The organism is Mycolicibacterium rutilum (assembly GCF_900108565.1).
Lineage (GTDB): Bacteria > Actinomycetota > Actinomycetes > Mycobacteriales > Mycobacteriaceae > Mycobacterium > Mycobacterium rutilum.
In genome coordinates, this window is record NZ_LT629971.1 from 1,519,908 (window position 1) to 1,546,869 (window position 26,962).

Consider the following 26,962-nt stretch of genomic DNA (forward strand, 5'->3'; position numbering starts at 1 on the left):
TCGGGTAATCCCCCGGCATGGATATGCATGCGCTGCTGCAGAAGCCCGAATCGTTGGACACGCTGGACGCCACCGCCGACCTCACCGCGGGCGCGATCGACACCGTTCTCGGCGACGGGGCGCTGGCACAGGGACTGCGGGGTTCCTGGCTGGGCCACCCGACGCATCCGTTGCTGATCACTCTGCCGATCGGAGCGTGGCTGTCGTCGGCCGTGCTCGACCTCGTGTTCAAGGACCGCGACGCCGCGCGGCAGCTCATCGCCATCGGGCTGGCGGCGACACCGCCGGCGGTGCTGGTCGGCCTCGCGGAGTTCCCGACGCTGGGCAGGCGCCAACGCCGGGTCGGGCTGCTGCACGCCGCCGGGAACACCGTCGCCGCGGCCGCATTCCTGATGGCCTACCGCAAGTACAAGCGCGGCAAGATCGGCGCGGCGCGCGCGTTCAGCGTGCTGGGATTGACCGCCGTCTCAGTGGGCGGTGCTCTGGGCGGACATCTGTCCTACGCACAGGGTGCGGGTGTGCACCGCTGGCAGCTGATCGGTTAGACCGGCGGGTACGCGGGGGGCGGGTAGACGCCGCGCAGGATCCAGGCGAACCAGTTGATGCCGTACTCCAGCTCGTCGCTCGCGTCATAGTCCGGATTCGGATCCATGTCATCACCTCTCGAGTGCGGCTGGTCACCGAAAGTCTAGACCCGGCGTGGGGACCGCGACAGCCCCAACACCTAAACTGTCCAACCAGTTGATTGATGTCCGGGTCCGCCCGGGCCTTGCCCCAGAGTGAGTCGCCATGCCGCCTTCGGAGTCCAACGGGTTGTCCCGTCGCGAGGAGTTGTTGGCGGTCGCCACCAAACTCTTCGCGGCCCGCGGCTACCACGGCACCCGGATGGACGACGTCGCCGACGCGGTCGGGCTGAACAAGGCGACGGTCTACCACTATTACGCGAGCAAGTCGCTGATCCTCTACGACATCTACAAGGGCGCCGCCGACTTCACCGTCGACGCCCTGCACGACGATCCGTCGGCATCGGCCCGCGAGACCATCTACCACTTCACCCGCCGCCTGCTGGTCGGCATCGCCAGCGACATCGAGCGCGCCGCGGTGTACTTCCAGGAGGGCCCCTACATCGGTGAGTGGTTCACCGAGGAGCAGGTGGCCTACATCCGGGAGAAGGAAACCCAGGTCTACGAGCACGTGCGCGACGTCATCGACCGCGGCATCGCCAGCGGCGAGTTCTACGACTGCGATTCACACGTGCTCGCGCTGGGCTACATCGGCATGACGTTGGGCGCCTACCGCTGGCTGCGCCCGCATGGCAGGCGCACCGCCCAGGAGATCGCGATCGAGTTCAGCACCGCGCTGCTGCGCGGGCTCATCCGCGACGAGGCGGTGCGCACCGAGTCGCCGCTGGGTGTGCCCGTCGACGCGCTGCCGGGCGAAGCGGACACCGCCACCACCGGCTGACCGCGAGGGCAAGATGGACCCGTGAAGTCCCTTCTGCTGTCCCGGCGCGACCTCGATTTCCTGCTCTACGAATGGTTGCGGGTCGACGAACTCGCCCAGCGTGACCGGTTCAGCGAGCACTCGCGCGACACCTACAACGCGGTGCTGGACCTCTGCGAGCAGTTGGCGACGCGGTACTTCGCCACGCACAACCAGAAGAGCGACGCCAACGAGCCCACGTTCGACGGCGAGAAGGTCACCGTCATCCCCGAGGTGAAGGAGGCGTGGGACGCGTTCGCGCAGGCCGACCTGATCGCGATGTCGATGGACGAGCGACTCGGCGGCGCCCAGCTGCCCGCCGCCGTCGCGCAGGCCGCGTTCGCCTGGTTCTCGGCGGCCAACGTCAGCACGACCGGCTACCTGATGCTGACCATGGCCAACGCCAACCTGCTGTCCCGGTTCGGCACCGACGAGCAGATCAACGCGTTCCTCAAACCGATGCTGGCCGGGCGCTTCTCGGGCACCATGGCGCTGTCCGAGACGCAGGCGGGTTCCTCGCTGGCCGACATCACCACCCGCGCCGAACCGCAGGAGGACGGCAGCTACCGACTGTTCGGCTCGAAGATGTGGATCTCGGGCGCCGAACACGAGATGACCGACAACATCGTGAACCTGGTGTTGGCGAAGATCCCCGGCGGGCCGGCGGGAACCAAGGGCATCTCGCTGTTCATCGTGCCCAAGTACGTGCTCGACGACGACGGCGGCGTCGGCGAGCGCAACGACATCGTGCTGGCCGGGCTCAACCACAAGATGGGCCAGCGCGGCATCACCAACACGGTCCTGGGCCTCGGCGAAGGTGCCTACACCCCGGGCGGAAAGGCCGGCGCGGTCGGTCATCTGGTGGGTGAACCGCACCGCGGCATCGCCTACATGTTCACGATGATGAACGAGGCGCGGCTGGGCGTCGGCATGGGCGCGGTCTCGCTCGGCTACACCGGCTACCTCAAGTCGGTGAAGTACGCCCGCGAACGTCCCCAGGGCCGGCTGGTGAGCGCGAAGGATCCCGCCGCCCCGCAGATCCCGATCATCGAGCACGCCGACGTCAAGCGGATGTTGTTGGCGCAGAAGGCGTATGTCGAAGGCGGGCTCGCGCTGCTGCTGTACTGCGGCAAGCTGGTCGATCTGCAGGAGACCGCGCAGTCCGACGAGGAGCGCGACACCGCGACGCTGCTGCTCGACATGCTGACCCCGGTCGGCAAGAGCTGGCCGTCGCAGTGGTGCCTGGCGGCCAACGACCTCGCCATCCAGGTGCACGGCGGCTACGGCTACACCCGCGAGTACGACGTCGAGCAGCACTACCGCGACAACCGGCTCAACCCGATCCACGAAGGCACACACGGCATCCAGAGCCTCGACCTGCTGGGCCGCAAGGTGCCGGCGCGCGGCGGGGCCGGCCTGGCGGCGCTCGGCACCGCGATCGGCGGCACGGTCGCGGACGCCGCCGCGCTCGGCGGCGAGATCGCCGGACAGGCAGCCCAACTCGACGCGGCGTGGCAGCGGCTGGTGAGCGTCACCGCCGAGATGTTCGCGCCCGGCGACGTCGAGGCCGCGATGGCCAACAGCGCGGTCTACCTCGAGGCGTTCGGCCACATCGTCGTCGCCTGGGTGTGGCTGCAGCAGGCGCTCGCGGCGCACGGCCGCACCGGCGACTTCTACGACGGCAAACGGCAGGCGGCGCAGTACTTCTTCCGGTACGAGTTGCCGAAGACGGCCCCGCAACTGGACCTGCTGGCCAGCCTGGACCGCACCACGCTCGACATGCAGGACAGCTGGTTCTGAGGACGTCAGAAGCGGATCACCTGACGCACCGCCTTGCCGTCGGCGAGTTGGTCCATGCCGTCGTTGATCTCGTCGAGTGTGATGGTCGATGACACCAGCGACTCGACCGGCAGCCGCCCGGCCCGCCACAGGTCGACGAAGTGCGGGATGTCGCGCGCCGGTACCGCCGACCCGAGGTAGCTGCCGATCAGGGAACGGCCTTCGGCGACAAAACCCAACGGCGACAACGTCACCCGCGCATCGGGGCGCGGTAGGCCGACCGAGACGGTGCGGCCACCGGGAGCGGTGAGCTCGACGGCGGTCTCGAGCGCGGCGGGATGCCCGGCCGCCTCGATCACCACCGCGGCCTTCAGCCCGAGCTCGCGCGCCTGCTCGGGGGTGTAGACCTCGTCGGCGCCGTATTGTGCCGCCCGGTCGAGCTTGTCGGGCACCTGGTCGACGCCGATGACGCGGATGTCCTCGGCCGCCAGCGCGGTCAGCACCGCCGCCATGCCGACACCGCCGAGGCCGACCACGGCGACCGTCGTACCGGGCTGCGGGCGGCCCGCATTGATCACCGCACCGCCGCCGGTCAGCACCGCGCAGCCGAGCAGCGACGCCACGACCGCGGGCACGTCGTCGGGCACCGGCACCACCGAACGGCGGTCGGCGACGGCGTGGGTGGCGAACCCCGAGACGCCGAGGTGGTGATGAACCGGCGCGCCGTCGCGCGACAGGCGGCGTTCACCGGTCATCAGCGTGCCTGCCGCGTTGGCCGCGCTGCCCGGTTCGCAGGGGGTCAGCCCCTCGGTGGCGCAGGCCGCGCAGGCGCCGCATCGCGGCAGGAACGTCATCACGACGCGGGTGCCCGCCGGTAGGTCCGAACCGCCGGGCCCGACCTCCTCCACGACACCGGCCGCCTCGTGGCCGAGCAGCATCGGCACCGGCCGCACCCGGTTGCCGTCGACCACCGACAGATCCGAGTGACACAACCCGGCGGCCTCGATCCGCACCAGCAGCTCGCCGGCGCCGGGCGGGGCCAGGTCCAGCTCACCGACCGACAGCGGTCTCGACTCGGCATACGGCCGGGCACGGCCGATCTCCTCCAACACGGCGCCGCGGATCCTCATGACCTCCAGCTTGCCCGCACTGGAAGACTGCTGCCATGGCCGAGCCCGAACCGACCCGCACGGACTTCCCGGTGCACTGGCCGGTCACCACCCGGTGGGCCGACAACGACATGTTCGGTCACCTCAACAACGCGGTGTACTACGCGCTGTTCGACACCGCGATCAACGGCTGGATCAACACCACCGCCGGCGTCGACCCGCTGAGCGCTCCGTGGCTGGGGGTCGTCGCGGAATCGGGCTGCCGTTACCTGGCCGAACTGCGGTTCCCGCAACCACTTTCGGTCGGCCTGGCGGTGGTTCGGCTGGGCAACAGCAGCGTGACCTACCGGCTGGGGCTGTGGGCGCAGGACGGTCCGGTCGCCGCGGTCGGGCACTGGGTGCACGTGTACGTCGACCGGGTCGACCGCCGGCCCGTGCCGGTCCCCGGACAGATCCGCGCCCTGCTGGAGACGGCGCGCGATTGAGTGTCGATATGCTCGTGCGATGCCGCTCGTGAGCAAGACCGTCGAGGTGGCGGCCTCCGCCGAAGCGATCATGGGGATCGTCGCCGATTTCGAGTCGTACCCGCAGTGGAACGAGGAGATCAAGGGGTGCTGGGTGCTGGCCCGCTACCACGACGGCCGCCCCAGCCAACTGCGTCTCGACGTCGTCGTGCAGGGGCAGTCCGGGACCTTCATCACCGCGGTCTACTACCCGGGTGAGAACCAGATCTACACCGTGCTGCAGCAGGGCGACCACTTCGACAAGCAGGAGCAGAAGTTCTCGGTGGTGCCGATGGGCCCGACCTCGCTGCTGACCGTCGACCTCGACGTCGAGACCAAGCTGCCGATCCCCAAGCCGATGGTGAAGAAGGCGATCGGCGACACGCTGGACTATCTGGCCGACAACCTCAAGGCCCGCGCAGAACAACTAGCCGCGACCTAACTCCACAGCCCCGCTTCGTCGAGCCGGGCGAGCAGCCGCCGCGCGCCGTCGGTGAACTCGTCGGCGGTCAGGCGCACCACCGTGTCGGTGTCGCGGGCCCGAAGCGCGGCGGTCAGCTCCCGGTGCCCGGCGACGGTCGACGCGCCCCACTGCGGGTCGCCTGCATAGAGCTGTCCGGGCAGATAGCGCGCGACGTGCAACAGGAACCAGGCCAGTTTGATCCGGCCGGTCGACCGGTTGAACGCGCGGTGGAACGCGAACTCGGCGGCCGAGATGTCCTCTGTCGCGTGCCGCGCCACCGCGGCCGCCAACTCGTCGTTGAGCTGGTCCAGTTCGTCGATCTCGGCGTCGGTGATCCGCGCCGTCGCGGTCGCGGCCAACTCCTTGGCGATGGTGGCCTGCAGCCAGAAGATGTCCCCGACGTCGGTGCGGGTCAGCGGGACCACGACGTGGCCGCGGTGCGGTTCGAGCTGCACCATGCCTTCGCCGCGCAGCGTGCGCAGCGCCTCGCGCACCGGCGTGATGCTGACCCCGAGCGCGGCCGCGGTCTCGTCGAGCCGGATGAAGGTGCCCGGCCGCAGCGCGCCGGTCACGATGTCTACGCGCAGCCGCGCCGCGACCTCATCGGAGAGCTGTTCGCGCCGGACTCCGCGCCGCGTTCTGCGCGGGGTTGCGGTGGGCGCGTTCACGGTGCTCTCCGGTCCTTTCTCCAGCGCGGTGACGAAAGCTTGTCGCCGAACCGCCGAGGCCATAGTGTGACCGGGGCGACACCATATTTGATCAAATATCAGCGACCCGCAACCCAGATGGAGCACTCGCCGTTGCTTGAGCCGGACCTCACCGCACAGCCCTATCTCGCTCGCAGGCAGAACTGGACCAACCAACTCGCCCGCCACGCGCTCATGCAGCCGCAGGCCACGGCGCTGCGCTTCCTCGGCCGCACCACCACCTGGCGCGAACTCGACCGGCGGGTCGGTGCCCTGGCCGGCGCGCTGAGCAGGCGCGGCGTCGGGTTCGGCGACCGGGTGCTGATCCTGATGCTGAACCGGACCGAGTTCATCGAGTCCGTCCTGGCGGTCAACAAGCTCGGGGCGATCGCGGTCCCGGTGAACTTCCGGATGACACCCCCGGAGATCGCGTTCCTGGTCAGCGACTGCCAGGCGCGGGTGGTGATCACCGAGGCGGTGCTGGCCGGTGTCGCCACCGCGGTGCGCGGCCTCGATCCGACGTTGACGACGGTGATCATCGCCGGCGGCCCGACCGAGGAGGGCGTCGAGGGCTACGACGACCTGATCGCCGAGACCGGCGACGAGCCGCAGATTCCCGACATCCCGAACGACTCGCCGGCGCTGATCATGTACACGTCGGGCACCACCGGCCGGCCCAAGGGTGCGGTGCTCACCCACACCAACATCGCCGGGCAGGCGCTGACCTTCCTGTTCACCAACGGCGCCGACATCAACAGCGACGTCGGCTTCATCGGGGTGCCGCTGTTCCACATCGCCGGCATCGGCAACATGATCCCGGGCCTGCTGCTCGGCCGGCCCACCGTGCTCTACCCGCTGGGCGCCTTCGATCCCGACGAGCTGCTCGACGTGCTGGCGGCCGAGCAGGTCACCGGGATCTTTCTGGTGCCCGCGCAGTGGCAGGCGGTGTGCGCCGCCCAGCAGGCGCGCCCGCGCGAGCTCAAGCTGCGGACGCTGTCCTGGGGTGCCGCCCCGGCGTCGGACACCCTGCTGCGGCAGATGGCTGAGACCTTCCCCGGCAGCCAGATCCTGGCCGCGTTCGGCCAGACCGAGATGTCGCCGGTGACCTGCATGCTGCTCGGCGAGGACGCGATCAGGAAGCTCGGCTCGGTCGGCAAGGTGATCCCGACCGTCGCCGCACGGGTCGTCGACGAGGACATGAACGACGTCCCCGTCGGCGAGGTCGGCGAGATCGTCTACCGCGCACCCACGCTGATGGCCGGCTACTGGAACAACCCGAAGGCCACCGCCGAGGCGTTCGCGGGCGGCTGGTTCCACTCCGGCGACCTGGTCCGCCAGGACGAGGAGGGCTACGTCTGGGTCGTCGACCGCAAGAAGGACATGATCATCTCCGGCGGCGAGAACATCTACTGCGCCGAGGTGGAGAACGCGCTCGCCGCGCACCCGGCCATCGCGGAGGTCGCGGTGATCGGTCGGCCCGACCAGAAGTGGGGCGAGGTCCCGGTCGCGGTCGTCGCGCTGGGGGCCGGCGGTCAAACGGATCTTGACCTGCGTGATCTTGACGGTTTCCTCACCGAGCGGCTGGCCCGGTACAAGCACCCCAAGGCGCTCGAGGTGGTCGAGGCGCTGCCGCGCAACCCGGCCGGCAAAGTCCTCAAAACCGAACTCCGGGCACGTTTCGGCGGCCAGAAACCGGTTGACGTCGGCGAAAGTTCCGCTGCGCCAACGGTTTCAACTGCGGCACAGGACAATTGAGGGGCGGGGCCGAGTTTGCTAACGGTTACGTGCACAATCCGACGGATGCCCTGCACGCACAGAACAGCATCGGGTACATTCCTGTGGTCCGTCTTACTACCCACCGGTAGGGAGACGGTGATCACAACTGCAAGGTCGGGGCAAGGAGGGGTCGTGCGACAGGGGCTGCCGTTGAATCGCGACAGTCGCCGTTGCGCCGCGGGAGCACACTGGTGACGGCGTCGACCGGCGTGACCGGTTACGTACGCGACCAGGTCCGGCCGGGCCTAGAGGCGGTCGGCGGGTTCGTGCGCATGTGCGTGCTCGTCGGCAAAGCGCTGTTCAAACCCCCGTTTCAATGGCGCGAGTTCATCCTGCAGAGCTGGTTCTTGATGCGGGTGGCGTTCCTGCCGACGCTGGCGGTGTCGATCCCGCTGACCGTGCTGCTGATCTTCACGCTGAACATCCTGCTCGCGGAGTTCGGTGCCGCCGACGTGTCCGGTGCCGGCGCCGCGATCGGCGCCGTGACCCAGCTCGGACCGTTGGTGACCGTGCTCGTCGTCGCCGGCGCGGGCTCCACCGCGATCTGCGCCGACCTGGGCGCCCGCACCATCCGCGAGGAGATCGACGCGCTCGAGGTCCTCGGCATCGACCCGATCCACCGGCTGGTGGTGCCCCGCGTGGTCGCCTCCACCTTCGTCGCCGTGCTGCTCAACGGCGCGGTCATCACCGTCGGCCTGGTCGGCGGCTTCATCTTCGGTGTGTATCTGCAGAACGTCTCCGCGGGCGCCTACGTCTCCACGCTCACCCTCATCACCGGGCTGCCCGAGGTGATCATCTCGATCATCAAGGCGGGCACGTTCGGGTTGATCGCCGGTCTGGTCGGCTGCTACCGCGGGCTGACCGTGGCCGGCGGCGCGAAGGGCGTGGGCACCGCCGTCAACGAGACCCTGGTGCTCTGCGTCATCGCGCTGTTCGCGGTCAACGTGGTGCTCACGACGATCGGTGTCCGATTCGGAACGGGGAGCTGACGTGTCGACGACAACGGTCCTGCGTTCTCGGTTTCCGCGGGGGTTCTCCCGCGTACAGAACCTCGCCAGTTCACCGGCCCGGTTCCTCGACAGCGTCGGGCACGTCGCGTGGTTCGTCGTCACCGCGATCGGGTCGATCGGTCACGCGCTGCGGTACTACCGCAAGGAGACGCTGCGCCTGATCGCCGAGATCGGCATGGGCACCGGCGCGATGGCGGTGATCGGCGGCACGGTCGCGATCGTCGGGTTCGTGACGCTGTCGGGTTCGTCGCTGGTCGCGATCCAGGGCTTCGCGTCGCTGGGCAACATCGGCGTCGAGGCGTTCACCGGCTTCTTCGCCGCACTGATCAACGTGCGCATCGCCGCCCCGGTCGTCGCGGGCCAGGCGCTGGCGGCCACCGTCGGCGCCGGCGCCACCGCCGAACTCGGCGCCATGCGCATCAGCGAGGAGATCGACGCCCTCGAGGTGATGGGCATCAAGTCGATCTCGTACCTGGTGTCGACGCGCATCATGGCCGGCTTCATCGTGATCATCCCGCTGTATGCGATGGCGATCATCATGAGCTTCCTGTCCGCTCAGGTCACCACGACGTTCTTCTACGGCCAGTCCATCGGCACCTACGAGCACTACTTCCGCACGTTCCTGCGTCCCGACGACGTGTTTTGGTCGTTCATCCAGGCCGTGATCATCTCGGTCATCGTGATGCTCAACCATTGCTACTACGGGTACTTCGCCAGCGGCGGCCCGGTCGGCGTGGGAGAGGCGGTGGGCCGCTCGATGCGCGCCTCGCTGGTCGCGATCGTCTGTGTCGTCCTGTTCGCATCGTTGGCGCTCTACGGCGTCGACCCGAACTTCAACCTGACGGTGTAGCGATGACGGCCCCGCTGAACAATCCCCGCACCCCGCCCTACAAGCTGGCCGGCCTCGTGCTGACCCTGCTGACGATCGTCGCGCTCGTCCTGGTGTACATGCAGTTCCGCGGTAACTTCCTGCCGCGCGAGCAGCTGACGATGATCGCGGCGCGGTCCGGCCTGTCGATGGACCCCGGCGCGAAGGTCACCTACAACGGTGTCGAGATCGGCCGGGTGGCCTCGGTGGACGCCGTCGACGTCGGTGGCGAGTCACGGGCCAAGATCACGCTCGACGTGGACCCCGACTACATCAAGCTGATTCCGAAGAACGTCGACGCCAGCATCGACGCGACTACCGTCTTCGGCAACAAGTACATCAACTTCTCGTCGCCGAAAAACCCGACACCGCAACGGATCACGCCCGACGACGTGATCGACGTGACGACGGTGACCACCGAGTTCAACACGCTGTTCGAGACCGTGGTGTCGCTGTCGTCGCAGGTCGACCCGATCAAGCTGAACCAGACGCTGTCGGCGACCGCCGAGGCGCTCGACGGCCTCGGTGACCGGTTCGGGCAGTCGATCATCAACGGCAACGAGATCCTCACCGACGTCAACGCGCGGATGCCGCAGTTGCGGGAGGACAACCGGCTGCTGGCCGACCTCGGCGAGACGTACGCCAATGCGGCGCCCGACCTGTTCGACGGCCTGCAGAACGCGGTCACCACCGCCGCGACGCTCAACGAGCAGCAGGGCAACATCGACCAGGCGCTGATGGCGGCGATCGGTTTCGGCAACACCGGCGGTGACGTGTTCGAGCGCGGCGGCCCGTATCTGGTGCGCGGCGCGGAGGACCTGATCCGCCCGTCGGAGATCCTCGACGAGTACAGCCCGGCGCTGTTCTGCACCATCCGCAACTACCACGACGTCGAGCCCAAGGTCGCGGCGTCGTTGGGCGGCAACGGATATTCGCTGCGCACGCTCTCGGAGCTGATGGGCGCCGCCAACCCCTACGTCTATCCGGACAACCTGCCGCGGGTGAACGCGCGCGGTGGCCCCGAGGGTCGGCCCGGCTGCTGGCAGCCGATCACCCGCGACCTGTGGCCCGCGCCCTACCTCGTCATGGACACCGGCGCCTCGATCGCGCCGTACAACCACTTCGAACTGGGCCAGCCGATCCTGATCGAGTACGTCTGGGGTCGCCAGGTTGGGGAGAACACGATCAACCCATGAAAATCACCGGAACCGCCATCAAGCTCGGCGCCTTCTCACTGGTGCTGTTGCTGTTCACCGCGATCATCATCGTGGTGTTCGGTCAGATGCGTTTCGACCGCACCACCGGCTATTCGGCGATCTTCTCCAGCGCCAGCGGACTGCGTTCCGGCCAGTTCGTCCGCGCGTCGGGCGTCGAGGTCGGCAAGGTCTCCAAGGTCGAGCTGGTCGAGGGCGGCTCGCAGGTCCGCGTCGACTTCGACGTCGACCGGTCGCTGCCGCTGTTCGAGGGCACCACCGCGCAGGTCCGGTACCTGAACCTGATCGGCGACCGCTATCTCGAACTCAAGCGCGGCGACAGCGACAAGCGGCTGCCCGGCGGCGGCACCATCCCGATCGAGCGCACCCAGCCCGCCCTGGACCTGGACGCGTTGATCGGCGGGTTCCGGCCGGTCTTCCGCGCACTCGATCCCGAGAAGGTCAACACGATCGCCCAGTCGATCATCACGGTGTTCCAGGGTGAGGGCGGCACGATCAACGACATCCTCGACCAGACCGCGTCGCTGACCTCGGCCCTGGCCGACCGCGACCGCGCGATCGGTGAGGTGATCCGGAACCTGAACACGGTGCTGGACACCACCGTTCGCCATCAGCAGCAGTTCGACGAGACCGTGCAGGATTTTGAGAGGCTGATCACCGGGTTGAACAACCGCAAGGATCCGATCGCCACGTCGGTCGCCGAGATCAGCGACGCCGCAGGCACGGTCGCCGATCTGCTGGCCGACAACCGCCCGCTGCTGCAGAGCACCGTCACTCATCTCGAGGCCGTGCAGCAGCCGCTGGTCGACCAGCGCGACGGGCTCAACGACCTGCTGACCCGGCTGCCCACCGCGTTCAAGATCATCGGGCGCGCCGGCGGCATCTACGGCGACTTCTTCAACTTCTACGCCTGCGACATCTCGCTGCGGCTCAACGGCCTGCAGCCGGGTGGTCCGGTGCGCACCGTGAAACTGTTCAGCCAGCCGTCGGGTAGGTGCACGCCGCAATGAGGACGCTCGAAGGGTCGAACCGCATCCGCGGCGGGTTGATGGGCATCATCATCCTGGTGGTGGTGATCGGCGTCGGACAGAGCTTCGCCAGCGTGCCGATGCTGTTCGCGACGCCCACGTACTACGCACAGTTCTCCGACACCGGTGGCATCAACACCGGTGACAAGGTGCGCATCGCCGGCGTCGACGTCGGGCTGGTCCGCAGCATGGAGATCGACGGTGACAAGGTCGTCATCGGATACTCGCTCGACGGCACGCAGATCGGCACCGAGAGCCGCGCGGCCATCCGCACCGACACCATCCTCGGCCGCCGCAACATCGAGATCGAGCCCCGCGGCTCGGAACCGTTGCGCGCCAACGGCATACTGCCGCTCGGCCAGACCACCACGCCGTACCAGATCTACGACGCGTTCTTCGACGTGACGAAGGCGGCCTCGGACTGGGACACCAAGACCGTCAAAGAGTCGCTGAACGTGTTGTCCGAGACCATCGATCAGACCTCGCCGCATCTCAGCGCCGCCCTCGACGGGGTGGCGCGCTTCTCCGACACCATCGGCAAGCGCGACGAGGACATCAAGAAGTTGCTGCGCAACGCCAACGAGATCGCGGGCATCCTGGGCAACCGCAGCGAGCAGATCAACCGGCTGCTGGTCAACGCGCAGTCGCTGCTCGGCGCGATCAACCAGCGCAACTACGCGGTCAGCATGCTGCTCGAACGGGTCAGCGAGTTCTCCACGCAGGTCAAGGGTTTCATCGACGATAATCCCAACCTCAACCGGGTGCTCGAGCAGCTGCGGGTGGTCAGCGATGTGCTTCGCGACCGCCAGTACGACCTGATGGACACGCTGACCACGGTGGCCAGCTTCGTCGCGTCGCTCGGTGAGGTGGTCGCCTCCGGGCCGTACTTCAAGGTGATGCTCGTCAACCTGCTGCCCGGCCAGATCCTGCAGCCGTTCGTCGACGCCGCGTTCAAGAAGCGCGGTATCGATCCCCAGAAGTTCTGGCGCGACGCGGGTCTGCCGGCCTGGCAGTGGCCGGACCCCAACGGGCAGGGCTTCGAGAACGGCGCACCGCCGCCGTCGCCGGCCGCCATCGAGGGCACCCCGGAGAACCCGGGCCCCGCCGTGCTCAAAGGTTCGCCGTGCTCGTACACCCCGCCCGCGGACGGACTTCCGACGCCGGGCAACCCGCTGCCGTGCGCAGATCTGTCGGTCGGACCGTTCGGTGGTCCGGCCTACGGCCCGCCGAACGTGGCGACCTCCGACCCGAACGCGCACGGTCCGCAGCCGTCGCCGGGTGTGCCCGCCGCGGCGATCCCGGGCCAGCTGCCGCCGAATGTGCCTGGCGCACACGGCCAGTTGCCGCCCGCCCCGCCGGGCGCGCGCACCGTCCCGGTCGGGCCGATGCCGCCGCAGCCGCCGGACTTCACGCCCGGCATCGCTCCGCTGCCGCCCGCCCTGCCCGCACCGCCGGTGCCGGGACCGGGTCAGCAGCTGGCGCCGGCCGGACAGCCGCCGCTACCGGGCAATCCGCCGTTCCTCCCACCGGGTTCGCAGGGTTAGGGGGACAAGACTCATGTCAACGATTTTCAACGTCCGAAGCCTGAAGCTGCCCAACGTTTCCCGGGCCACCATCATCATCGGCGCGCTGATCGTGGTGCTGGCCTTGGTGGCCGCGTTCGTCGGCTACAACCTGTACAAGAAGCTGACGACCAACACCGTCGTCGCCTATTTCACCGACACGCTGGCGCTGTATCCCGGCGACAAGGTGCAGATCATGGGCGTGCGGGTCGGCGCGATCGACAAGATCGAACCGGCGGGCGACAAGATGAAGGTCACCTTCCACTACGAGAACAAGTACAAGGTGCCCGCCAACGCCACCGCGTCGATCCTCAACCCCAGCCTGGTGGCGTCGCGCACGATCCAGCTGTCCCCGCCCTACACCGGCGGCCCGGTGCTCGAGGACGACGCGGTCATCCCGCTGGACCGCACGCAGGTGCCGGTCGAGTACGACGAACTGCGCGACTCGATCAACCGGATCCTGACCGACCTGGGCCCGACACCCGAACAGCCCAAAGGCCCGTTCGGCGACATCATCGAGTCCGCCGCCGACGGGTTCGCCGGAAAGGGCAAGCAGCTCAACGCGACACTGAACAACCTGTCGGAGGCGTTGTTCGCGCTCAACGAGGGCCGCGACGACTTCTTCGGTGTGGTCAAGAGCCTGGCCTTGTTCGTCAACGCACTCCACCAGAGCGATCAGCAGTTCGTCGCGCTGAACAACGACCTCGCCGAGTTCACCAACGCGTTCACCAACACCGACCGTGAGGTCGCCGACGCGCTGCGCGACCTCAATCAGCTGCTGGCCACCACCCGCAGTTTCCTCGACGAGAACGCCGAGGTGCTCACCCACGACATCAACAACCTGTCGGAGGCGACCACCGCGATCCTGCAGCCCGAACCGCGCAACGGCCTGGAGACCGCGCTGCACGTGTTCCCGACGCTGGGCGCGAACCTGATGAACATCATCTCGCCGAACACCGGTGGCGTGATGAGCATCCCGGTGATCAACAACTTCGCCAATCCGCTGCAGTTCGTGTGTAGCTCGATCCAGGCGGGCAGCCGGCTCGGGTATCAGGAGTCGGCGGAGATGTGCGCGCAGTACCTGGCGCCGATCCTGGACGCGATCAAGTTCAACTTCCCGCCGTTCGGTGTCAACCAGTTCACGTCGGCGCTGACGCTGCCCAAGCAGATCGCCTACTCCGAGCAGCGCCTGCAGCCGCCGCCCGGCTACAAGGACACGACGGTGCCCGGCATCTGGTCGCGCGACACGTTGTTCTCGCACGGCAACCACGAGCAGGGCTGGGTGTCGGCGCCGGGCATGCAGGGCGTCGAGGTGCAGCCGTTCACCGCGAACATGATGACCCCGGAGTGCCTCGCCGAGCTGCTGGGCGGACCGAACTGCGTCATCCCGGCCGCGCCTCCGGCGTTCGGCACCACCCGCGGCGGCAACCTGCCCGGCCCGCCGAACGCGTTCGACCAGAACAACCCGCTGCCGCCGCCGTGGTATCCGCAGCCGGGGCCACCGCCGCCGCCGGCGCCGGGCGTCATCCCGGGTGATCCGGGCAGCGCGGCGATGGTCGGCCCGGTGCCGGCGCCGAACGTGGGTCCGGCCGCGCCGGCGCCCGCGCCCGCGGGACCGCCGCTCCCAGCAGAGGCAGGTGTGCGATGAGCGCTCGCAGGTGGAGCAGGATCGCCCAGCGCGTCGTGGCGATGGGCGCGGTCGCGCTGGTGCTCAGCTCGTGCAGTTCGTGGAAGGGCATCGCGAACGTCCCGCTGCCCGGCGGCCCGGGCACCGGGTCCGACCGGATGACGGTGTACGTGCAGATGCCGGACACGTTGGCGCTCAACGTCAACAGCCGGGTCCGCGTCGCCGACGTCTACGTCGGCCGGGTGCGCTCCATCGAGCTGAAGAACTGGGTGCCGACGCTGACGCTGGATCTGCAGCCGGGCATCGAGCTGCCGAAGAACGCGCTGGCGCGCATCGGCCAGACCAGCCTGCTCGGATCCCAGCACGTCGAGTTGGACACCCCGCCGGACCCGTCGTCGGAGCGGTTGCGGTCCGGGGACACGATCCCGCTGGCCAACGCGTCGGCCTACCCGTCCACCGAACGGGTGCTGGCCAGCATCGCGACGATCCTGCGGGGCGGCGGGGTGCAGAACCTCGAGGTCATCCAGACCGAGATCTTCAACGTGCTCAACGGCCGGGCCGACCAGATCAAGGAGTTCCTCGGCAAGCTGGACGTGTTCACCGACGAACTCAACCAGCAGCGCGCCGACATCACCCGCGCCATCGACTCGACCGACCGGTTGCTGTCGATCGTCGCGCAGCGCAACGACACGCTGGACCGGGTGCTGACCGAATTCCCGCCGCTGATCAAGCATTTCAACGAGACCCAGGGGCTGTTCGCCGACGCGGTCGAGGCGCTCGGCCGGATCAGCGAAGCCGCCGACAACGCACTGGCGCCGGCGAGCGACAACCTGAACACCAACCTCAAGAACCTGCAGCGGCCGCTCAAGCAGCTCGGCCGAGCGTCGCCGTACCTGCTGGGTGCGCTCAAGCTGATGCTGACCGCGCCGTTCTCGATCGAGAACGTGCCGAAGGTGGTGCGCGGCGATTACCTGAACGTGTCGCTGATGGTCGACCTGACGCTGTCGGCGGTCGACAACGGCATCCTGAGCGGCACCGGCGTCTCGGGCATGCTGCGTGCACTCGAGCAGGCCTGGGGTCGCGACCCGGCGACGATGATCCCGGACGTGCGGTTCACGCCGAACCCGCACAACGCGCCGAACGGTCCGCTGGTCGAAAGGGGTGAGTGAGCGGTGCTGACCCGGTTCATCAAGATCCAGCTGGTGCTGTTCACGATCCTCACGATCATCGCGGTGGTGGTGCTCGGCTGGTACTACCTGCGCATCCCGAGCATGGTCGGGATCGGCCAGTACGAGCTCAAGGCCGAGCTGCCGCGCTCGGGCGGCCTGTACGGCACAGCCAACGTCACCTACCGGGGTACCCAGATCGGCAAGGTGACGTCGGTCGAGCCGACGGAGCGCGGCGCGCTGGCGGTCATGAGCATCGACAACCGCTACAAGATCCCGGCGGACGCCTCGGCGAACGTGCACTCGGTGTCGGCGATCGGCGAGCAGTACCTGGACCTGGTGTCGACCGGCAATCCCGGCCAGTACCTGGCGCCGGGATCGACGATCACGAACAGCACCGTGCCCAGCGAGGTCGGGCCCGCACTCGACGCGGCCAACGAGGGCCTCGCGGTGCTGCCCAAGGAGAAGATCGACGCGCTGCTGACCGAGACGTCGCAGGCCGTTGGTGGCTTGGGCCCGGCGCTGCAGCGGTTGGTCGACTCCACCACCAACATCGCGCAGGGCTTCCAGGAGAACCTGCCGCAGGTCAACGACATCATCGAGAACGCGCGACCGATCCTGGACAGCCAGGTCCGGTCGGGCGACAACATCGAGCAGTGGTCCCGCAACCTCAACGTGATCGCGGCGCAGTCGGCCGAACAGGACGCCGCGCTGCGCAGCGGCCTGCAGCAGGCGCCGCCGACGCTGGACCAGGTGAACTCGGTGTTCAGCGGTGTGCGCGATTCGCTGCCGCAGACGCTGGCCAACCTGGCCGTGGTCATCGACATGCTCAAGCGCTACAACAAGGGCCTCGAGCAGACACTGGTGATCCTGTCGCAGGGCAGCTCGGCCAGCCAGGCCGGCACGCTGTTCGAGGATCTGGGCCAGCTGCCGTTGGCGCTGTCGATCAACCAGCCCCCGCCCTGTCTGACCGGCTTCCTGCCCGCGTCCGAATGGCGTTCACCCGCCGACACCAGTATGGCGCCGCTGCCGCGGGGCACCTACTGCAAGATCCCGAAGGACTACCAGGCCAACGTCGTTCGCGGCGCGCGTAACTATCCGTGTGTCGACGTGCCCGGTAAGCGCGCGGCGACGCCGATGGAGTGCCGCAGCGAGGAGCCCTACGTCCCGCTGGGCACCAACCCCTGGTACGGCGACCCGAACCAGATCCTGTCGTGCCCGGCGCCCGGCGCGCGCTGTGATCAGGGTGTGAACCCCGGCCGCGGCGTGATCCCGGCACCGTCGGTGAACAACGGGATGAACCCGGCACCGGCCTCCGACCTGCCGCCGCCGAACTCGACGGCGCCGGTCAGCGATCCGCTGAGCCCACCGGGACAGGGCAGCGTGAGCTGCAGTGGACAACAACCCAACCCCTGCATCTACACTCCGGCACCGGGGCCACCCGGCTCCACGGCGGTGTACAGCCCGACCAGCGGCCAGGTGGTCGGACCTGACGGCGTGAAGTACAACGTCAGCAACTCGAGTAACCCAGGAGACGACGGATGGAAGGAGATGCTGGCACCCGCCAGCTGAACCCCACCGATGCTGATGAGACGCCCGACGAGCCGTTAGCCCCGGAACAGGACACCGCCGAAGAACAGACCACAGACGACAACCCGCCCGCCGAGCGCCGGCCCGCCCGGATCGGCCGCGGCATGGCCGCCTCGATCTGCGCGGCGCTGCTCGCGCTCGCGGTGGGCGGGGGCGTCGCCGGCTACTTTTTGTTGAAGGCCGACCAACGCAACGACGCCAGCGCGCAAGCCGAGGCAGCCGCGCTGCAGGCCGCCAAGGACTGCGTGGCGGCCACCCACGCGCCCGACACCGCCGCGATGACCGCCGCCCAGTCCAAGATCATCCAGTGCTCGACGGGTGACTTCGCCGTGCAGTCGTCGCTGTACGCCGGCGTGCTGGTCGACGCCTACCAGGCCGCCAACGTCACCGTGCAGGTGTCGGACATGCGGGCGGCCGTGGAGAAGCACAACGACGACGGCTCGTTCGACGTGCTGGTGGCGGTGCGGGTGAAGGTCACCAACTCCGACACCGCCGACCAGGAGCAGGGCTACCGGTTGCGCGTGCAGATGGCGCCCGACGAGGGCACCTACAAGGTCGCCAAGCTGGACCAGGTCACGTCGTGACGGCGTCGACCCTGGCGCCGGAGACGACGTCGCCCGAACGGGTCGCCGAGGACCCGGTCGCCTCGTGGGGTGCGCGGGCCGGTGCCTTCGCCATCGACGTGCTCGTCGGTGTCGCGGTGCTCGCGACGTTGGCGCTGGTCGCCTTGACCGCGCCGGAGCGCAGCTCGCTGTGGTGGGCCTACACCGTGGCCGCCGCCGTGGTGGTGCTGGCGATGGCGATGAATCGCCTTGTGCTGCCGACGATCAAAGGATTCTCGCTGGGCCGCGCGGTGGTCGGTATCGCGGTGACGCGCCGCGACGGGTCGGCACCCGGGGTGTGGCGGCTGCTGCTGCGCGACCTCGCCCACCTGCTCGACACCGCGGCGTTGTTCGTCGGGTGGTTGTGGCCGCTGTGGGAGCGACGCCACCGCACGTTCGCAGACCTGTTGTTGCGCACCGAGGTTCGGCGGGTGCCGGGTCCCAAGGGTGACGTGCGACCGATGGCCGCGACCGCGTTGATCGTGGCGACGGTGATCTGCGCGGCGGCGATCGGGTCGAGTTACGCGGTGGTCTACCGGCACGAGCAGGCCGTGCAGACCACGCGCGAGCAGATCACCGAAGAGGGCCCGCGGATCGTCGAACAGATGCTCAGTTATCGGAAAGATTCCCTGCAGGAGGACTTTTCGCGCGCCCAGTCGCTGACCACCGAAGGCTACCGGCCGCAGCTGATCGAACAGCAGAAGGCGGTGGAGCAGACGGGCGGCACGTCCAACGAGTACTGGGCGGTCAGCAGCGCGGTGCTCGCGGCCTCACCCGACACCGCCGAGATGCTGTTGGCGATGCAGGGCCAGCGCGGAAACGAGGCGCAGGACCTGAAGTTCATCACCGCGACGGTGCGGGTGGCGTTCGAGAAGTCCGGCGACGGCCAGTGGCGCGTCGCCAACCTCACGGTGCTGAAGAAGCCGCAGATGAATGCGCAGGGCCAATGAGCCCGCGCCGCAGAGTCGACGCCGACGAACGGGACTACTTCGAGGTGGTGCCGAAACCGCCGCGGCGCTGGGGCCTGCCGGTGGTCGCGGTGGTGACCGCGCTGCTCATGAGCGCGGCGATCACCGCCGGCGCGCTGATGCTGGTCAGCCACGAGACCGACCGGCGCGCGATGGTCCGCGACGCCGCCGCGCTCGGCTACGTCAGCGAGTTCATGACCGACTACACGACGCTGGATCCGTTCAACGCCAACGCCTATGTGGACCGGATCCTCAACGAGGGCACCGGTGAGTTCGCCACGATGTTCAAGGAGAAACAGAACGAGATCCTGATCCAGGTCGCCCAGGCCGAACCCACCACCGGAAGCGTGGTGGCGGCGGGCGTGCAGCGGTGGAACGACAACGGCAGCGCCGACATCCTGGTGGCGACGAAGATCTCGACCAAGTCACCGGACGGGAAGTCCACCGTCGAGAGCGGAAACCGCTGGGTGGCAACGGCTATCAAGGAAGGACAGCAGTGGAAGATCAGCCAGCTGATTCAGGTGATCTGACCACCGACGTCACCGCGGCGGCCGACGAGACGTCGTCGCCACCCCGTCGTCGCCGCTGGTTCACGCGTCGGCCCAAGGCCGCTGAAGACACGCAGACAGAACCCGCGGAAGTGGCCGCCGAGGAACCTGAGCCCGCGCCGAAGACACCGATGGGCAAGGCGGCCCGCACCGCCAGGACACAGGAGCCCGAACCCGAACCGGAACCGGAATCCGTTGAGGACGAGGTGATCCCGCAGGAGGTCACGTTCGTACCGCACCGGCCGGCGAGCCGGCGGCTCATGGCGGCCGTGCTGGTCGCGGCGGCGCTGTTCGTCGGCGCGGCCGCGTTCGCGGCGGCCACCCTGCAGCCGTACCTGGCCGAGCGTGCCGAGGTCGACACCAAACTCGACGTCGCGCGAACGGCCGCCAGCGCCATCTCGACGCTGTGGACCTACACCCCGGAGAACATGGAGTCACTGCCGGACCGGTCGGCCGGCTTCCTGGGCGGCGACTTCGCCTACGAGTACCGCAAGTACATCGACGCGATCGTCGCGTCCAACAAGCAGGCCCAGGTCACCAACACCACGCAGGTGCTCGGCGCGGCCGTCGAGACGCTCACCCCGACCGAGGCCACCGCGATCGTCTACACCAACTCGGTGGCCACCAGCCCGATGACGAAGAACATCCCGTCGCTGCGCTACCTGTCGTACCGGCTGACGATGGAGCGCCGCGACGCGAAGTGGTTGATCACCCGGATGTCGACCATCACCTCGCTGGACCTCACCCCGCAGCTGTAGGCCGCCCCAGCATGGCCGTCGAATCGCCGGTTTCGCAGCGGATGACGGTCGGGTGCCTGCTGCTGTTGACGTTCGCGACCGGGTTGGTCGACGCGGTCAGCGTGCTCGAACTCGGGCACGTGTTCGTCGCGAACATGACCGGCAACGTGATCTTCCTCGGCTTCTGGTTCGTCCCGCACTCCGGCGTCGACGTCACCGCAGCGCTCGTCGCGTTCATCTGCTTCGTCGTCGGCGCGGTGCTCGGCGGGCGGTTGGCCCGCCACCTCGACACCCACGTCCGCCGGTGGCTGGCGATCACCATGGCCGTCGAGGTCGTCATGCTCGCGACGCTGGCGGCGCTGGCCGGTGCGGGCGTGCTCGACTACCACGACAACCGCAAGCTGCTGCTGATCGGCGGGCTGGCACTGACCTTCGGCGTGCAGAATGCGACCGCCCAGCAGTTCGGCATCCAGGAACTGTCCACGACGGTGCTCACGACGACGATCGTGCGGATCGGGTTCGACAGCCGGTTGGCGGGCGGCACCGGACATCGGGAGCGGCTCCGGTTCGGTGTGGTGCTGACGATGTGCGCGGGCGCCGCTGTCGGCGCGACGATGACGCGGTTCACCGTCGCGCCGGTGATCGCGTTGGCGGCGGTGCTGATCGCGCTGAGCGGAGCGATGTTCTGGTACGGCGGCCGACCGCGCGACTAGTCTGCTGCCATGCCGTCCGTACTCGTCACCGGTGCCGCCCGCGGGATCGGCCGCGCCATCGCCGAGGACATGGCCGCCCGCGGATGGAACGTGATCGCCGGTGTGCGCTCGCAGCACGACGCCGACGGCGTGACAGGGGCGAATCCGCAACGGATCTCGGCGCTTCTGCTCGACGTCACCGACGAGGAGCAGATCGCCGCGCTGGCCGGTTCCCTACCCGATCGGTTGGACGCGGTGGTCAACAATGCCGGTGTGGTCGTCGGCGGACCGATGGAGGCGGTGACCGCAGCGGACTGGCGAAGGCAGTTGGACGTCAACGTGATCGGCCAGCTGGCGGTCACCCGGGCGGTGCTGCCGCGACTGCGCGAATCGCGGGGGCGGATCGTGTTCATCTCCAGCGTCAACGGCAGGATGTCGATGCCGCTGCTCGGCGCCTACGCGGCGAGCAAGTTCGCGCTCGAGGCGGCCGCCGATGCGCTGCGAATGGAGTTGCGGCCGTGGCGGATCGCGGTGTCCATCGTCGAGCCGTCCCAGACCGACACCGACATGTGGCGCACCGCCGATGCGATGGTGGCCGACGTCGAGGCGGCGCTGACTCCCGAACACCGCGCGCTGTACGCCAAGCACATCGCCGGAATGAAGAAGATGGTGCCCGTCTCGCAGCGGATGGCCGTGCCGACCGCGAAGGTCACCGCCGTCGTCGCACAGGCGTTGACCGCCCGCAGACCCCGCGCCCGCTACATCGTCGGCGCGGCACCCAAGGTGCAGGTGGCCCTGATGACCAGATTGCCGACCGCGGTCCGCGACATTGTGCTGCGCAAGGTGTCCGGTCAGCCGTAGCGATGCGGGAGTTCGTCAAGCGCAACGCGTCCGCGCCGGCCGGTTTCTTCACGTGTGAAGCGGCTGGGCTGCAATGGCTTTCGGGCGCCGACGGCGGCGTGCCGTGCGCCCGGGTGCTCGCGTACGACGACACCAGCCTCACCCTCGAACGGCTGCAGAACATCCCGCCTCGCCGCGCGGCGGCCCGCGAGTTCGGTGTGCGGCTGGCGCACACCCACGACGCGGGCGCCGAGCGGTTCGGCTCCCCGCCGCCGGGCTGGACCGGGGTGGGCTTCTTCGGTCCGCTGCAGCAGCCGTTGCCGATGTCACTCACCGGCCACGACCGGTGGGGCCGGTTCTATGCGCGCGAACGATTACGGCCGATGGCCGCCAGGGCGGCGCCGCTGCTCGCCCCCGACGTTCGCGCGATGGTCGACTCCGTGGCGGCACGGTGCGAGGCCGGTGACTTCGACGACGACGATTCGCCGGCCCGGCTGCACGGCGACCTGTGGAGCGGGAACGTCATGTGGACCCCCACCGGTGTGGTGCTCATCGACCCGGCCGCGCACGGCGGGCACCGGGAAACCGACCTGGCGATGCTGGCGCTGTTCGGCTGCCCGCACCTGGAAGCGGTGCTCGACGGCTACGCATCCGTGCGCCCGCTGCGACCGGGCTGGCGCGACCGCGTCGCCCTGCACCAGCTCTATCCCCTTCTGGCGCATGTGGCGCTGTTCGGCAGCGGCTTCGCCAAACAGGCCGCCGACGCCGCTCGCGGGGCGCTGCGAATCGCGAGCTGAGGCTCTCAAGACGTTGCTCAGTACGCGTCAGGGTCGCGTCACCGCCGTCTTTGTCTTGGCAAGAATTTGCGTGAACTTTCCATACCTTGGGGTCTGGAGTGTTACGGTCACGTCAATAGCTTTTTGCCTCGGAAAGGATTGCTCGTGGCCGGACGACACGGAACGCAGCACAAGCGCAACGGGCAGGTTCAGAAGATCGCCGCGTTGGGCGCCGCCACCGCGACCGCGACAGCGTTGACCGTCACCGCGCTGCCGCTCTCCGAACCGGCTCCGGCCTTGACAAACCCCGAGGTCAGGCGCGTGATGGACGCGAAGGTCGACCTCCTCGCGGCCGTCAACCAGTGGCCCGACCCGGACCAGATCCCCGACATCACCGGCGGTCTGGGCACCGTCGGCTACGACTTCGCGCAGTTCGTCTCCGATCTGCTGCTGCACGCCGTGGTGGACAACTTCAACCTGGCGGCGCTCGCCGACGCCGCCGGCCTCGACCTGCCCAGCCTGCTCGGCCAGCTCGTCGGTGATCCGAACTTCCTGCTGAACGAAATCCTGGGCGGCGTCCTCGGCGCCGTCCCGATCGACATCACCCCGGTGCTGAACACGGTCCTGGGCCCGGTGGCCGGTCTCCTGATTCCGGTCCTGGACCTGCTCGGGATCACCAACGCCGAGGGCGAAGTGACCCTGCTGGGCCTGCTCGGTCTGGTCGGCCTGGACCTCAGTGATCCGCTCAACCTCGCGAACCTCGACATCCCGGGGCTCAACGTCATCACGGCCAGCCCGATCTTCACCGCGCTGAAGCTGCTCGGCGTCGACCTGGGCTGGGTGCCGTCGCTGCCGAACTCGGTCGCCGATGAGATCGACGGCACCCCGTATCTCGCCGTGGGGGGTCTCGATCTGGTGGACGACCTGGTCGGCCGGGTCACCGCCGTGCTGGCGCAAAACCCGTTGCTCGGCACGCTGCTGAATCCGGTATTGAACGGCTTGCGGGGCATCCTTCAGAACCCGCCGATCGATCTGCCGGAGGTCGTGCACGTGCGTGTGCCGGTCACCGTCGGTATCGGCATGGGCGCCTTCGCCGCCGGCGACGCCTACCGGCAGGTCCTCGACAATCTGGCGAACCAGCCGGGCGGCCTGAGCCCGAACGCGCAGGACGCGCTGCTGGGCAGCTTCACGGTGCTGCCGCTGATCCTGCTGCAGAATCCCGGCCGCGCCAACGGCGGTCTGGCGGCGCGGCTGTACCCGTTGATGCGGCTGTTCGGCATCGACACCGTCACCGAGGACACCTACGCGTCGCACTCGGGTGGCATCCCGCTGCTGAACACAGGGCTGTCGCTCGGCGGCGCCAACCTGCTGCCGATCAAGGTCGACGGGGCGATCCAGTACGACATCCTGTCCGACTTCGCGGCGTGGCCGAACCCGTTCTCGTTGGCCAACAACCTGCTTGCGGGCATGCTGCCGACCTACATGCTGCGCGGCATCACGCTAGACACGGTCACCGAGCAGATCCTCTCGCAGCTCGATGACATCCTCGGGCCGGTGCTCAGCGGCCCGCTGGGAATCAACCTGTACCTGACGCTGCCGTCGGCCACGCTGCCGCTGCTCGAGCCGCTGTACCTGGCGGCCGATGTCGTCAACATCGTGACGCTAGGCGCGCTGGCGCGGGTGAACCCGTTCAGCCTGGTGGCGAACGCGCTGGCGCCGGCGCTGACCAGCCTGGTGAACCTCGGCTACACCGACGTCGTCTACAACCCGGAGACGGGCGCCTATGAGCGCACGCTCACCGAGGCGGGCATCCCGACGCCGTTCTTCTCGTTCCCGAACGTCAACTGGAGCGCGGTGCCCGGCGTGGTGTTCAACCAGCTCGTCGCCGGCATCCAGAAGGAGTTCTTCAGCGGCAACCCGACGACCGGTACGCCGAACGTCATCAGCAACCTGCTCAACCTGCTCACCACCGGAAACCTGGGCGGCCTGCTCGGCGGCGGCCTGGGCGGCACACCGGCCGGTGGCGGTGGCATCGGCGGCGGGCTCGGCGGGCTGCTGGGCGGTGGCCTGCTCGGCGGGCTCGAAGACCTCGTCAACAACGTGGTCGGCGGGCTGCTGGGCGGTCTGCTCGGCGGGCTCGGTGGACTCTCGACCGCGGCGACGACGGCTCAGCGCAGCGGGTTGGCCGAGGCGACGTCGCTGCCGGACTCGGGCGCCCGCATGCTCAAGGTCGACACCGAGGACCCGTCGCTGGGCGGCGAGGGCGCCGAGGGTGCGGACGGAGACGTCGTCGACGACAAGACGCCCGACGGATCCGAGGAGGAACCGGCCGGTGAGATCGACGGCGACCAGGGTGAGGACCAGCAGAAGGTCGAGGAGCAGGACCCCGCCGACGAAGAGCCCGCCGACGAGGAGGCCCCTGCCGACGAGGAACCCGCCGACGAAGAGCCCGCCGACGAGGAGGACCCTGCCGACGAGGAACCCGCCGACGACGAGGGCGCCGACGACGAGGCGGCCGACAACAAGGCAGACATCAAGAGCGGCAACAAGTTCGGGCCCAAGCACGCCAAGCCCGGCAACGGCCGCTCGGTCTCGTCGGTCACCGACGCGCCGCGGCACGCCAAGCCGGACACCGACACGTCGAACACCGACGGCGGTGCCGACAACAACGGTGCCGACAGCAGCGATGGAGACTCCGGCGACGCGGCTGCCTAGTTGAAGGCGAGCCAACTCGGCAGCGCGCGTTCCCGCGAATCGCACAGCACCTGACGGGTGTCGCACGATCCGCGGGGCACGCCCGCGCCCGTCCACATGCCGCCGGTGTCGCGGCGCAGCACGATCGCCGAGGATCCGCCGCCGTCGAGCAGCACCGCGGTGTCGCTGCCCAATCCGCGGAACAGGTCCTGGATCTGGTCCGGGGTGTAGCTGCCGCCCTGGAAGACGTACATCTCGTCCTTGTCCCGGGCATAGGCGAGCGCGGTGCGGGCCGCGCTGGGGCCGCCGTCGTTGAGTTGCCCGGTGTCGTCCGGCGAGAGCAGGCCGATGCCCGCCACCGCGACGAACCTCGCCCCCTTGTCGACCAGTCCCTGGATCACCGGGGAGGCCGCGTCGTAGTCGTCGGGGCTCTTCGGCGGCACCACATACGGGGCGCCGCCGACCGGCAGGATCATCGTCGACAGCGCCTTCCAGTGCTCGTTGCCGCCGGACAGGCCCTGCTTGCCCGCGTAGGTGATGGTGCCGGTCACCGCGGCGTTGGCACGGCCCTGCCCGCGGGTGTTGTCGACGTAGGCGCCGAGCGGCGAACTGCATCCGGTCGACTTCCACGAGCCGCCCTTCTGCCCGCGGACGTCGAAGAAGTTCGCGTTGATCGCGATCGTCGGTTGGCCGAGCGCCTGCCACGCCTGCAGCGGCGTGAAGATCTCAGAGGCCTGCCACAGCCCCTCGCCGGTGCGGGCGCGTGGGTCTCGCTCGCACCGCGCTTGAAAACCCTTGTGCGAGTCGACAAGTAGCCGCGGCGCCAACCGGGTCGACGCCGACTTGATGATCATCAGGCGACCGCCGCCGCCCATCTCGTACCAGTTGCCGCCGGCGTTGAGCATCGGTGCGGGGTGCCCGCCCCCGAAGTTGTAGACCAGGTACGACCCGCGGGTGTTGGCGATCGCGGCGGCCAGCAGTTCCCGCGCGCTGGCGGCGCCCGCGCTGGGCACGCCGGCCGTCGTCGACATCACCGCGCACATCAGCAGCACCGCGGCAGATGCCGCGAAGCGCCGGATGTTTGCGGTTGTCGAGGACACGGTCGCCCCTTCGTGGAGTCAGCAAAGCCCAAACAACATTAATCACACCCTGAACACAGTCAACTTGCGTCACAGCGGCATCACGATTCGATTTCGGCTGCGCCCGTGCGTGCTTTTCGCGTTAACGGGTAATCCGCCAGCG

25 protein-coding genes and 1 pseudogene are annotated in these 26,962 nt (G+C 68.7%); 22 read left to right on the forward strand and 4 right to left on the reverse strand.

Annotated features, from left to right (window positions below; all coding sequences use genetic code 11):
* Positions 1-17: 17 nt before the first annotated feature.
* Entirely contained in the window at positions 18-545 is a 528-nt protein-coding gene (locus BLW81_RS07315) for a DUF2231 domain-containing protein (protein ID WP_083406616.1), read from the forward strand.
* Here the strand turns inward: BLW81_RS07315 and BLW81_RS29880 are convergent.
* Positions 542-652, reverse strand: a pseudogene (locus BLW81_RS29880) (CAP domain-containing protein); the annotation flags it as partial. The gene BLW81_RS07315 and the pseudogene BLW81_RS29880 sit on opposite strands and share 4 nt — an antisense overlap.
* A 137-nt stretch (positions 653-789) precedes the next feature.
* Between BLW81_RS29880 and BLW81_RS07320 the strand changes: the two are divergent.
* Together BLW81_RS07320 and BLW81_RS07325 are read left to right on the forward strand one after the other, a co-directional pair.
* The gene (locus BLW81_RS07320; protein WP_083406617.1) at positions 790-1,464 is read left to right on the forward strand and encodes a TetR/AcrR family transcriptional regulator; all 675 of its coding nucleotides are present in this window, start codon (positions 790-792) and stop codon (positions 1,462-1,464) included.
* A gap of 21 nt (positions 1,465-1,485) precedes the next feature.
* Positions 1,486-3,282: an acyl-CoA dehydrogenase gene (locus tag BLW81_RS07325; RefSeq protein WP_083406618.1), complete on the forward strand. Its 1,797-nt coding sequence runs from the start codon at positions 1,486-1,488 to the stop codon at positions 3,280-3,282.
* Positions 3,283-3,287: 5 nt separating this feature from the next.
* On the opposite strand, the gene BLW81_RS07330 is transcribed toward BLW81_RS07325, so the two are convergent.
* Positions 3,288-4,391 (reverse strand): alcohol dehydrogenase catalytic domain-containing protein, encoded by a 1,104-nt coding sequence (locus BLW81_RS07330; protein WP_083406619.1) that lies wholly within the window; start codon positions 4,389-4,391, stop codon positions 3,288-3,290.
* 35 nt (positions 4,392-4,426) lie between these two features.
* Between BLW81_RS07330 and BLW81_RS07335 the strand changes: the two genes are divergently transcribed.
* Positions 4,427-4,855 carry an acyl-CoA thioesterase gene (locus BLW81_RS07335; protein WP_083406620.1) on the forward strand — a complete coding sequence of 143 codons (429 nt, stop codon included), beginning with the start codon at positions 4,427-4,429 and terminating at the stop codon, positions 4,853-4,855.
* Positions 4,856-4,874: 19 nt separating this feature from the next.
* On the forward strand, positions 4,875-5,315 hold the full coding sequence (locus BLW81_RS07340; RefSeq protein WP_083406621.1) for an SRPBCC family protein: 441 nt from the start codon (positions 4,875-4,877) through the stop codon (positions 5,313-5,315).
* On the opposite strand, the gene BLW81_RS07345 is transcribed toward BLW81_RS07340, so the two are convergent.
* Positions 5,312-6,004 carry a GntR family transcriptional regulator gene (locus tag BLW81_RS07345; protein WP_083410375.1) on the reverse strand — a complete coding sequence of 231 codons (693 nt, stop codon included), beginning with the start codon at positions 6,002-6,004 and terminating at the stop codon, positions 5,312-5,314. The two genes, BLW81_RS07340 and BLW81_RS07345, sit on opposite strands and share 4 nt — an antisense overlap.
* A gap of 117 nt (positions 6,005-6,121) precedes the next feature.
* Between BLW81_RS07345 and fadD5 the strand changes: the two genes are divergently transcribed.
* The 17 genes from fadD5 to BLW81_RS07430 all read left to right on the forward strand — a co-directional run bounded on the left by fadD5 (position 6,122) and on the right by BLW81_RS07430 (position 25,741).
* On the forward strand, positions 6,122-7,777 hold the full coding sequence (gene fadD5, locus BLW81_RS07350; protein ID WP_083406622.1) for a fatty-acid--CoA ligase FadD5: 1,656 nt from the start codon (positions 6,122-6,124) through the stop codon (positions 7,775-7,777).
* 212 nt (positions 7,778-7,989) lie between these two features.
* Entirely contained in the window at positions 7,990-8,787 is a 798-nt protein-coding gene (locus tag BLW81_RS07355) for an MlaE family ABC transporter permease (RefSeq protein WP_083406623.1), read from the forward strand.
* A gap of 1 nt (position 8,788) precedes the next feature.
* Complete coding sequence (locus tag BLW81_RS07360; protein WP_083406624.1) at positions 8,789-9,658, forward strand: MlaE family ABC transporter permease; 870 nt, start codon at positions 8,789-8,791, stop codon at positions 9,656-9,658.
* A 2-nt stretch (positions 9,659-9,660) separates the two neighbouring features.
* Positions 9,661-10,872 carry an MCE family protein gene (locus BLW81_RS07365; protein WP_083406625.1) on the forward strand — a complete coding sequence of 404 codons (1,212 nt, stop codon included), beginning with the start codon at positions 9,661-9,663 and terminating at the stop codon, positions 10,870-10,872.
* On the forward strand, positions 10,869-11,900 hold the full coding sequence (locus BLW81_RS07370) for a virulence factor Mce family protein (protein WP_083406626.1): 1,032 nt from the start codon (positions 10,869-10,871) through the stop codon (positions 11,898-11,900). Before BLW81_RS07365 ends, BLW81_RS07370 begins: the two co-directional genes overlap by 4 nt.
* Positions 11,897-13,462 carry a virulence factor Mce family protein gene (locus BLW81_RS07375; RefSeq protein ID WP_083406627.1) on the forward strand — a complete coding sequence of 522 codons (1,566 nt, stop codon included), beginning with the start codon at positions 11,897-11,899 and terminating at the stop codon, positions 13,460-13,462. The genes BLW81_RS07370 and BLW81_RS07375 overlap by 4 nt, the downstream gene beginning before the upstream one ends.
* A gap of 13 nt (positions 13,463-13,475) precedes the next feature.
* Complete coding sequence (locus BLW81_RS07380; protein WP_083406628.1) at positions 13,476-15,128, forward strand: virulence factor Mce family protein; 1,653 nt, start codon at positions 13,476-13,478, stop codon at positions 15,126-15,128.
* A complete protein-coding gene (locus tag BLW81_RS07385) occupies positions 15,125-16,276 on the forward strand; it encodes a virulence factor Mce family protein (protein ID WP_083406629.1) in 1,152 nt (383 codons plus the stop codon). The genes BLW81_RS07380 and BLW81_RS07385 overlap by 4 nt, the downstream gene beginning before the upstream one ends.
* A 3-nt stretch (positions 16,277-16,279) precedes the next feature.
* On the forward strand, positions 16,280-17,845 hold the full coding sequence (locus BLW81_RS07390; protein ID WP_083406630.1) for a virulence factor Mce family protein: 1,566 nt from the start codon (positions 16,280-16,282) through the stop codon (positions 17,843-17,845).
* Positions 17,815-18,447 (forward strand): Rv1363c family protein, encoded by a 633-nt coding sequence (locus tag BLW81_RS07395; RefSeq protein ID WP_083406631.1) that lies wholly within the window; start codon positions 17,815-17,817, stop codon positions 18,445-18,447. The genes BLW81_RS07390 and BLW81_RS07395 overlap by 31 nt, the downstream gene beginning before the upstream one ends.
* Positions 18,444-19,415: an RDD family protein gene (locus tag BLW81_RS07400; protein WP_083406632.1), complete on the forward strand. Its 972-nt coding sequence runs from the start codon at positions 18,444-18,446 to the stop codon at positions 19,413-19,415. The genes BLW81_RS07395 and BLW81_RS07400 overlap by 4 nt, the downstream gene beginning before the upstream one ends.
* A complete protein-coding gene (locus BLW81_RS07405; protein ID WP_083406633.1) occupies positions 19,412-19,963 on the forward strand; it encodes an Rv1363c family protein in 552 nt (183 codons plus the stop codon). The genes BLW81_RS07400 and BLW81_RS07405 overlap by 4 nt, the downstream gene beginning before the upstream one ends.
* Positions 19,930-20,739: a mammalian cell entry protein gene (locus BLW81_RS07410; protein ID WP_083406634.1), complete on the forward strand. Its 810-nt coding sequence runs from the start codon at positions 19,930-19,932 to the stop codon at positions 20,737-20,739. Before BLW81_RS07405 ends, BLW81_RS07410 begins: the two co-directional genes overlap by 34 nt.
* An 11-nt stretch (positions 20,740-20,750) precedes the next feature.
* Positions 20,751-21,431 carry a YoaK family protein gene (locus BLW81_RS07415; protein WP_083406635.1) on the forward strand — a complete coding sequence of 227 codons (681 nt, stop codon included), beginning with the start codon at positions 20,751-20,753 and terminating at the stop codon, positions 21,429-21,431.
* A 9-nt stretch (positions 21,432-21,440) separates the two neighbouring features.
* Positions 21,441-22,271 (forward strand): SDR family NAD(P)-dependent oxidoreductase, encoded by an 831-nt coding sequence (locus tag BLW81_RS07420; protein ID WP_083406636.1) that lies wholly within the window; start codon positions 21,441-21,443, stop codon positions 22,269-22,271.
* 2 nt (positions 22,272-22,273) lie between these two features.
* Entirely contained in the window at positions 22,274-23,047 is a 774-nt protein-coding gene (locus tag BLW81_RS07425; RefSeq protein ID WP_083406637.1) for a fructosamine kinase family protein, read from the forward strand.
* A 144-nt stretch (positions 23,048-23,191) separates the two neighbouring features.
* A complete protein-coding gene (locus BLW81_RS07430) occupies positions 23,192-25,741 on the forward strand; it encodes a hypothetical protein (RefSeq protein ID WP_083406638.1) in 2,550 nt (849 codons plus the stop codon).
* Here the strand turns inward: BLW81_RS07430 and BLW81_RS07435 are convergent.
* Positions 25,738-26,763: a phosphodiester glycosidase family protein gene (locus BLW81_RS07435; RefSeq protein ID WP_083410376.1), complete on the reverse strand. Its 1,026-nt coding sequence runs from the start codon at positions 26,761-26,763 to the stop codon at positions 25,738-25,740. The genes BLW81_RS07430 and BLW81_RS07435 overlap by 4 nt on opposite strands.
* Between the last annotated feature and the right edge of the window lie 199 nt (positions 26,764-26,962).

Bases quoted from the DNA above. Each gene is read 5' to 3' on its own strand.
- BLW81_RS07315 (WP_083406616.1), top strand. From the start codon at position 18: ATGGATATGCATGCGCTGCTGCAGAAGCCCGAATCGTTGGACACGCTG.
- BLW81_RS07320 (WP_083406617.1), top strand. From the start codon at position 790: ATGCCGCCTTCGGAGTCCAACGGGTTGTCCCGTCGCGAGGAGTTGTTG.
- BLW81_RS07330 (WP_083406619.1), bottom strand. From the start codon at position 4,391: ATGAGGATCCGCGGCGCCGTGTTGGAGGAGATCGGCCGTGCCCGGCCG.
- BLW81_RS07335 (WP_083406620.1), top strand. From the start codon at position 4,427: ATGGCCGAGCCCGAACCGACCCGCACGGACTTCCCGGTGCACTGGCCG.
- BLW81_RS07340 (WP_083406621.1), top strand. From the start codon at position 4,875: ATGCCGCTCGTGAGCAAGACCGTCGAGGTGGCGGCCTCCGCCGAAGCG.
- fadD5 (WP_083406622.1), top strand. From the start codon at position 6,122: ATGGAGCACTCGCCGTTGCTTGAGCCGGACCTCACCGCACAGCCCTAT.
- BLW81_RS07365 (WP_083406625.1), top strand. From the start codon at position 9,661: ATGACGGCCCCGCTGAACAATCCCCGCACCCCGCCCTACAAGCTGGCC.
- BLW81_RS07370 (WP_083406626.1), top strand. From the start codon at position 10,869: ATGAAAATCACCGGAACCGCCATCAAGCTCGGCGCCTTCTCACTGGTG.
- BLW81_RS07375 (WP_083406627.1), top strand. From the start codon at position 11,897: ATGAGGACGCTCGAAGGGTCGAACCGCATCCGCGGCGGGTTGATGGGC.
- BLW81_RS07380 (WP_083406628.1), top strand. From the start codon at position 13,476: ATGTCAACGATTTTCAACGTCCGAAGCCTGAAGCTGCCCAACGTTTCC.
- BLW81_RS07385 (WP_083406629.1), top strand. From the start codon at position 15,125: ATGAGCGCTCGCAGGTGGAGCAGGATCGCCCAGCGCGTCGTGGCGATG.
- BLW81_RS07395 (WP_083406631.1), top strand. From the start codon at position 17,815: ATGGAAGGAGATGCTGGCACCCGCCAGCTGAACCCCACCGATGCTGAT.
- BLW81_RS07405 (WP_083406633.1), top strand. From the start codon at position 19,412: ATGAGCCCGCGCCGCAGAGTCGACGCCGACGAACGGGACTACTTCGAG.
- BLW81_RS07415 (WP_083406635.1), top strand. From the start codon at position 20,751: ATGGCCGTCGAATCGCCGGTTTCGCAGCGGATGACGGTCGGGTGCCTG.
- BLW81_RS07420 (WP_083406636.1), top strand. From the start codon at position 21,441: ATGCCGTCCGTACTCGTCACCGGTGCCGCCCGCGGGATCGGCCGCGCC.
- BLW81_RS07425 (WP_083406637.1), top strand. From the start codon at position 22,274: ATGCGGGAGTTCGTCAAGCGCAACGCGTCCGCGCCGGCCGGTTTCTTC.
- BLW81_RS07435 (WP_083410376.1), bottom strand. From the start codon at position 26,763: ATGTGCGCGGTGATGTCGACGACGGCCGGCGTGCCCAGCGCGGGCGCC.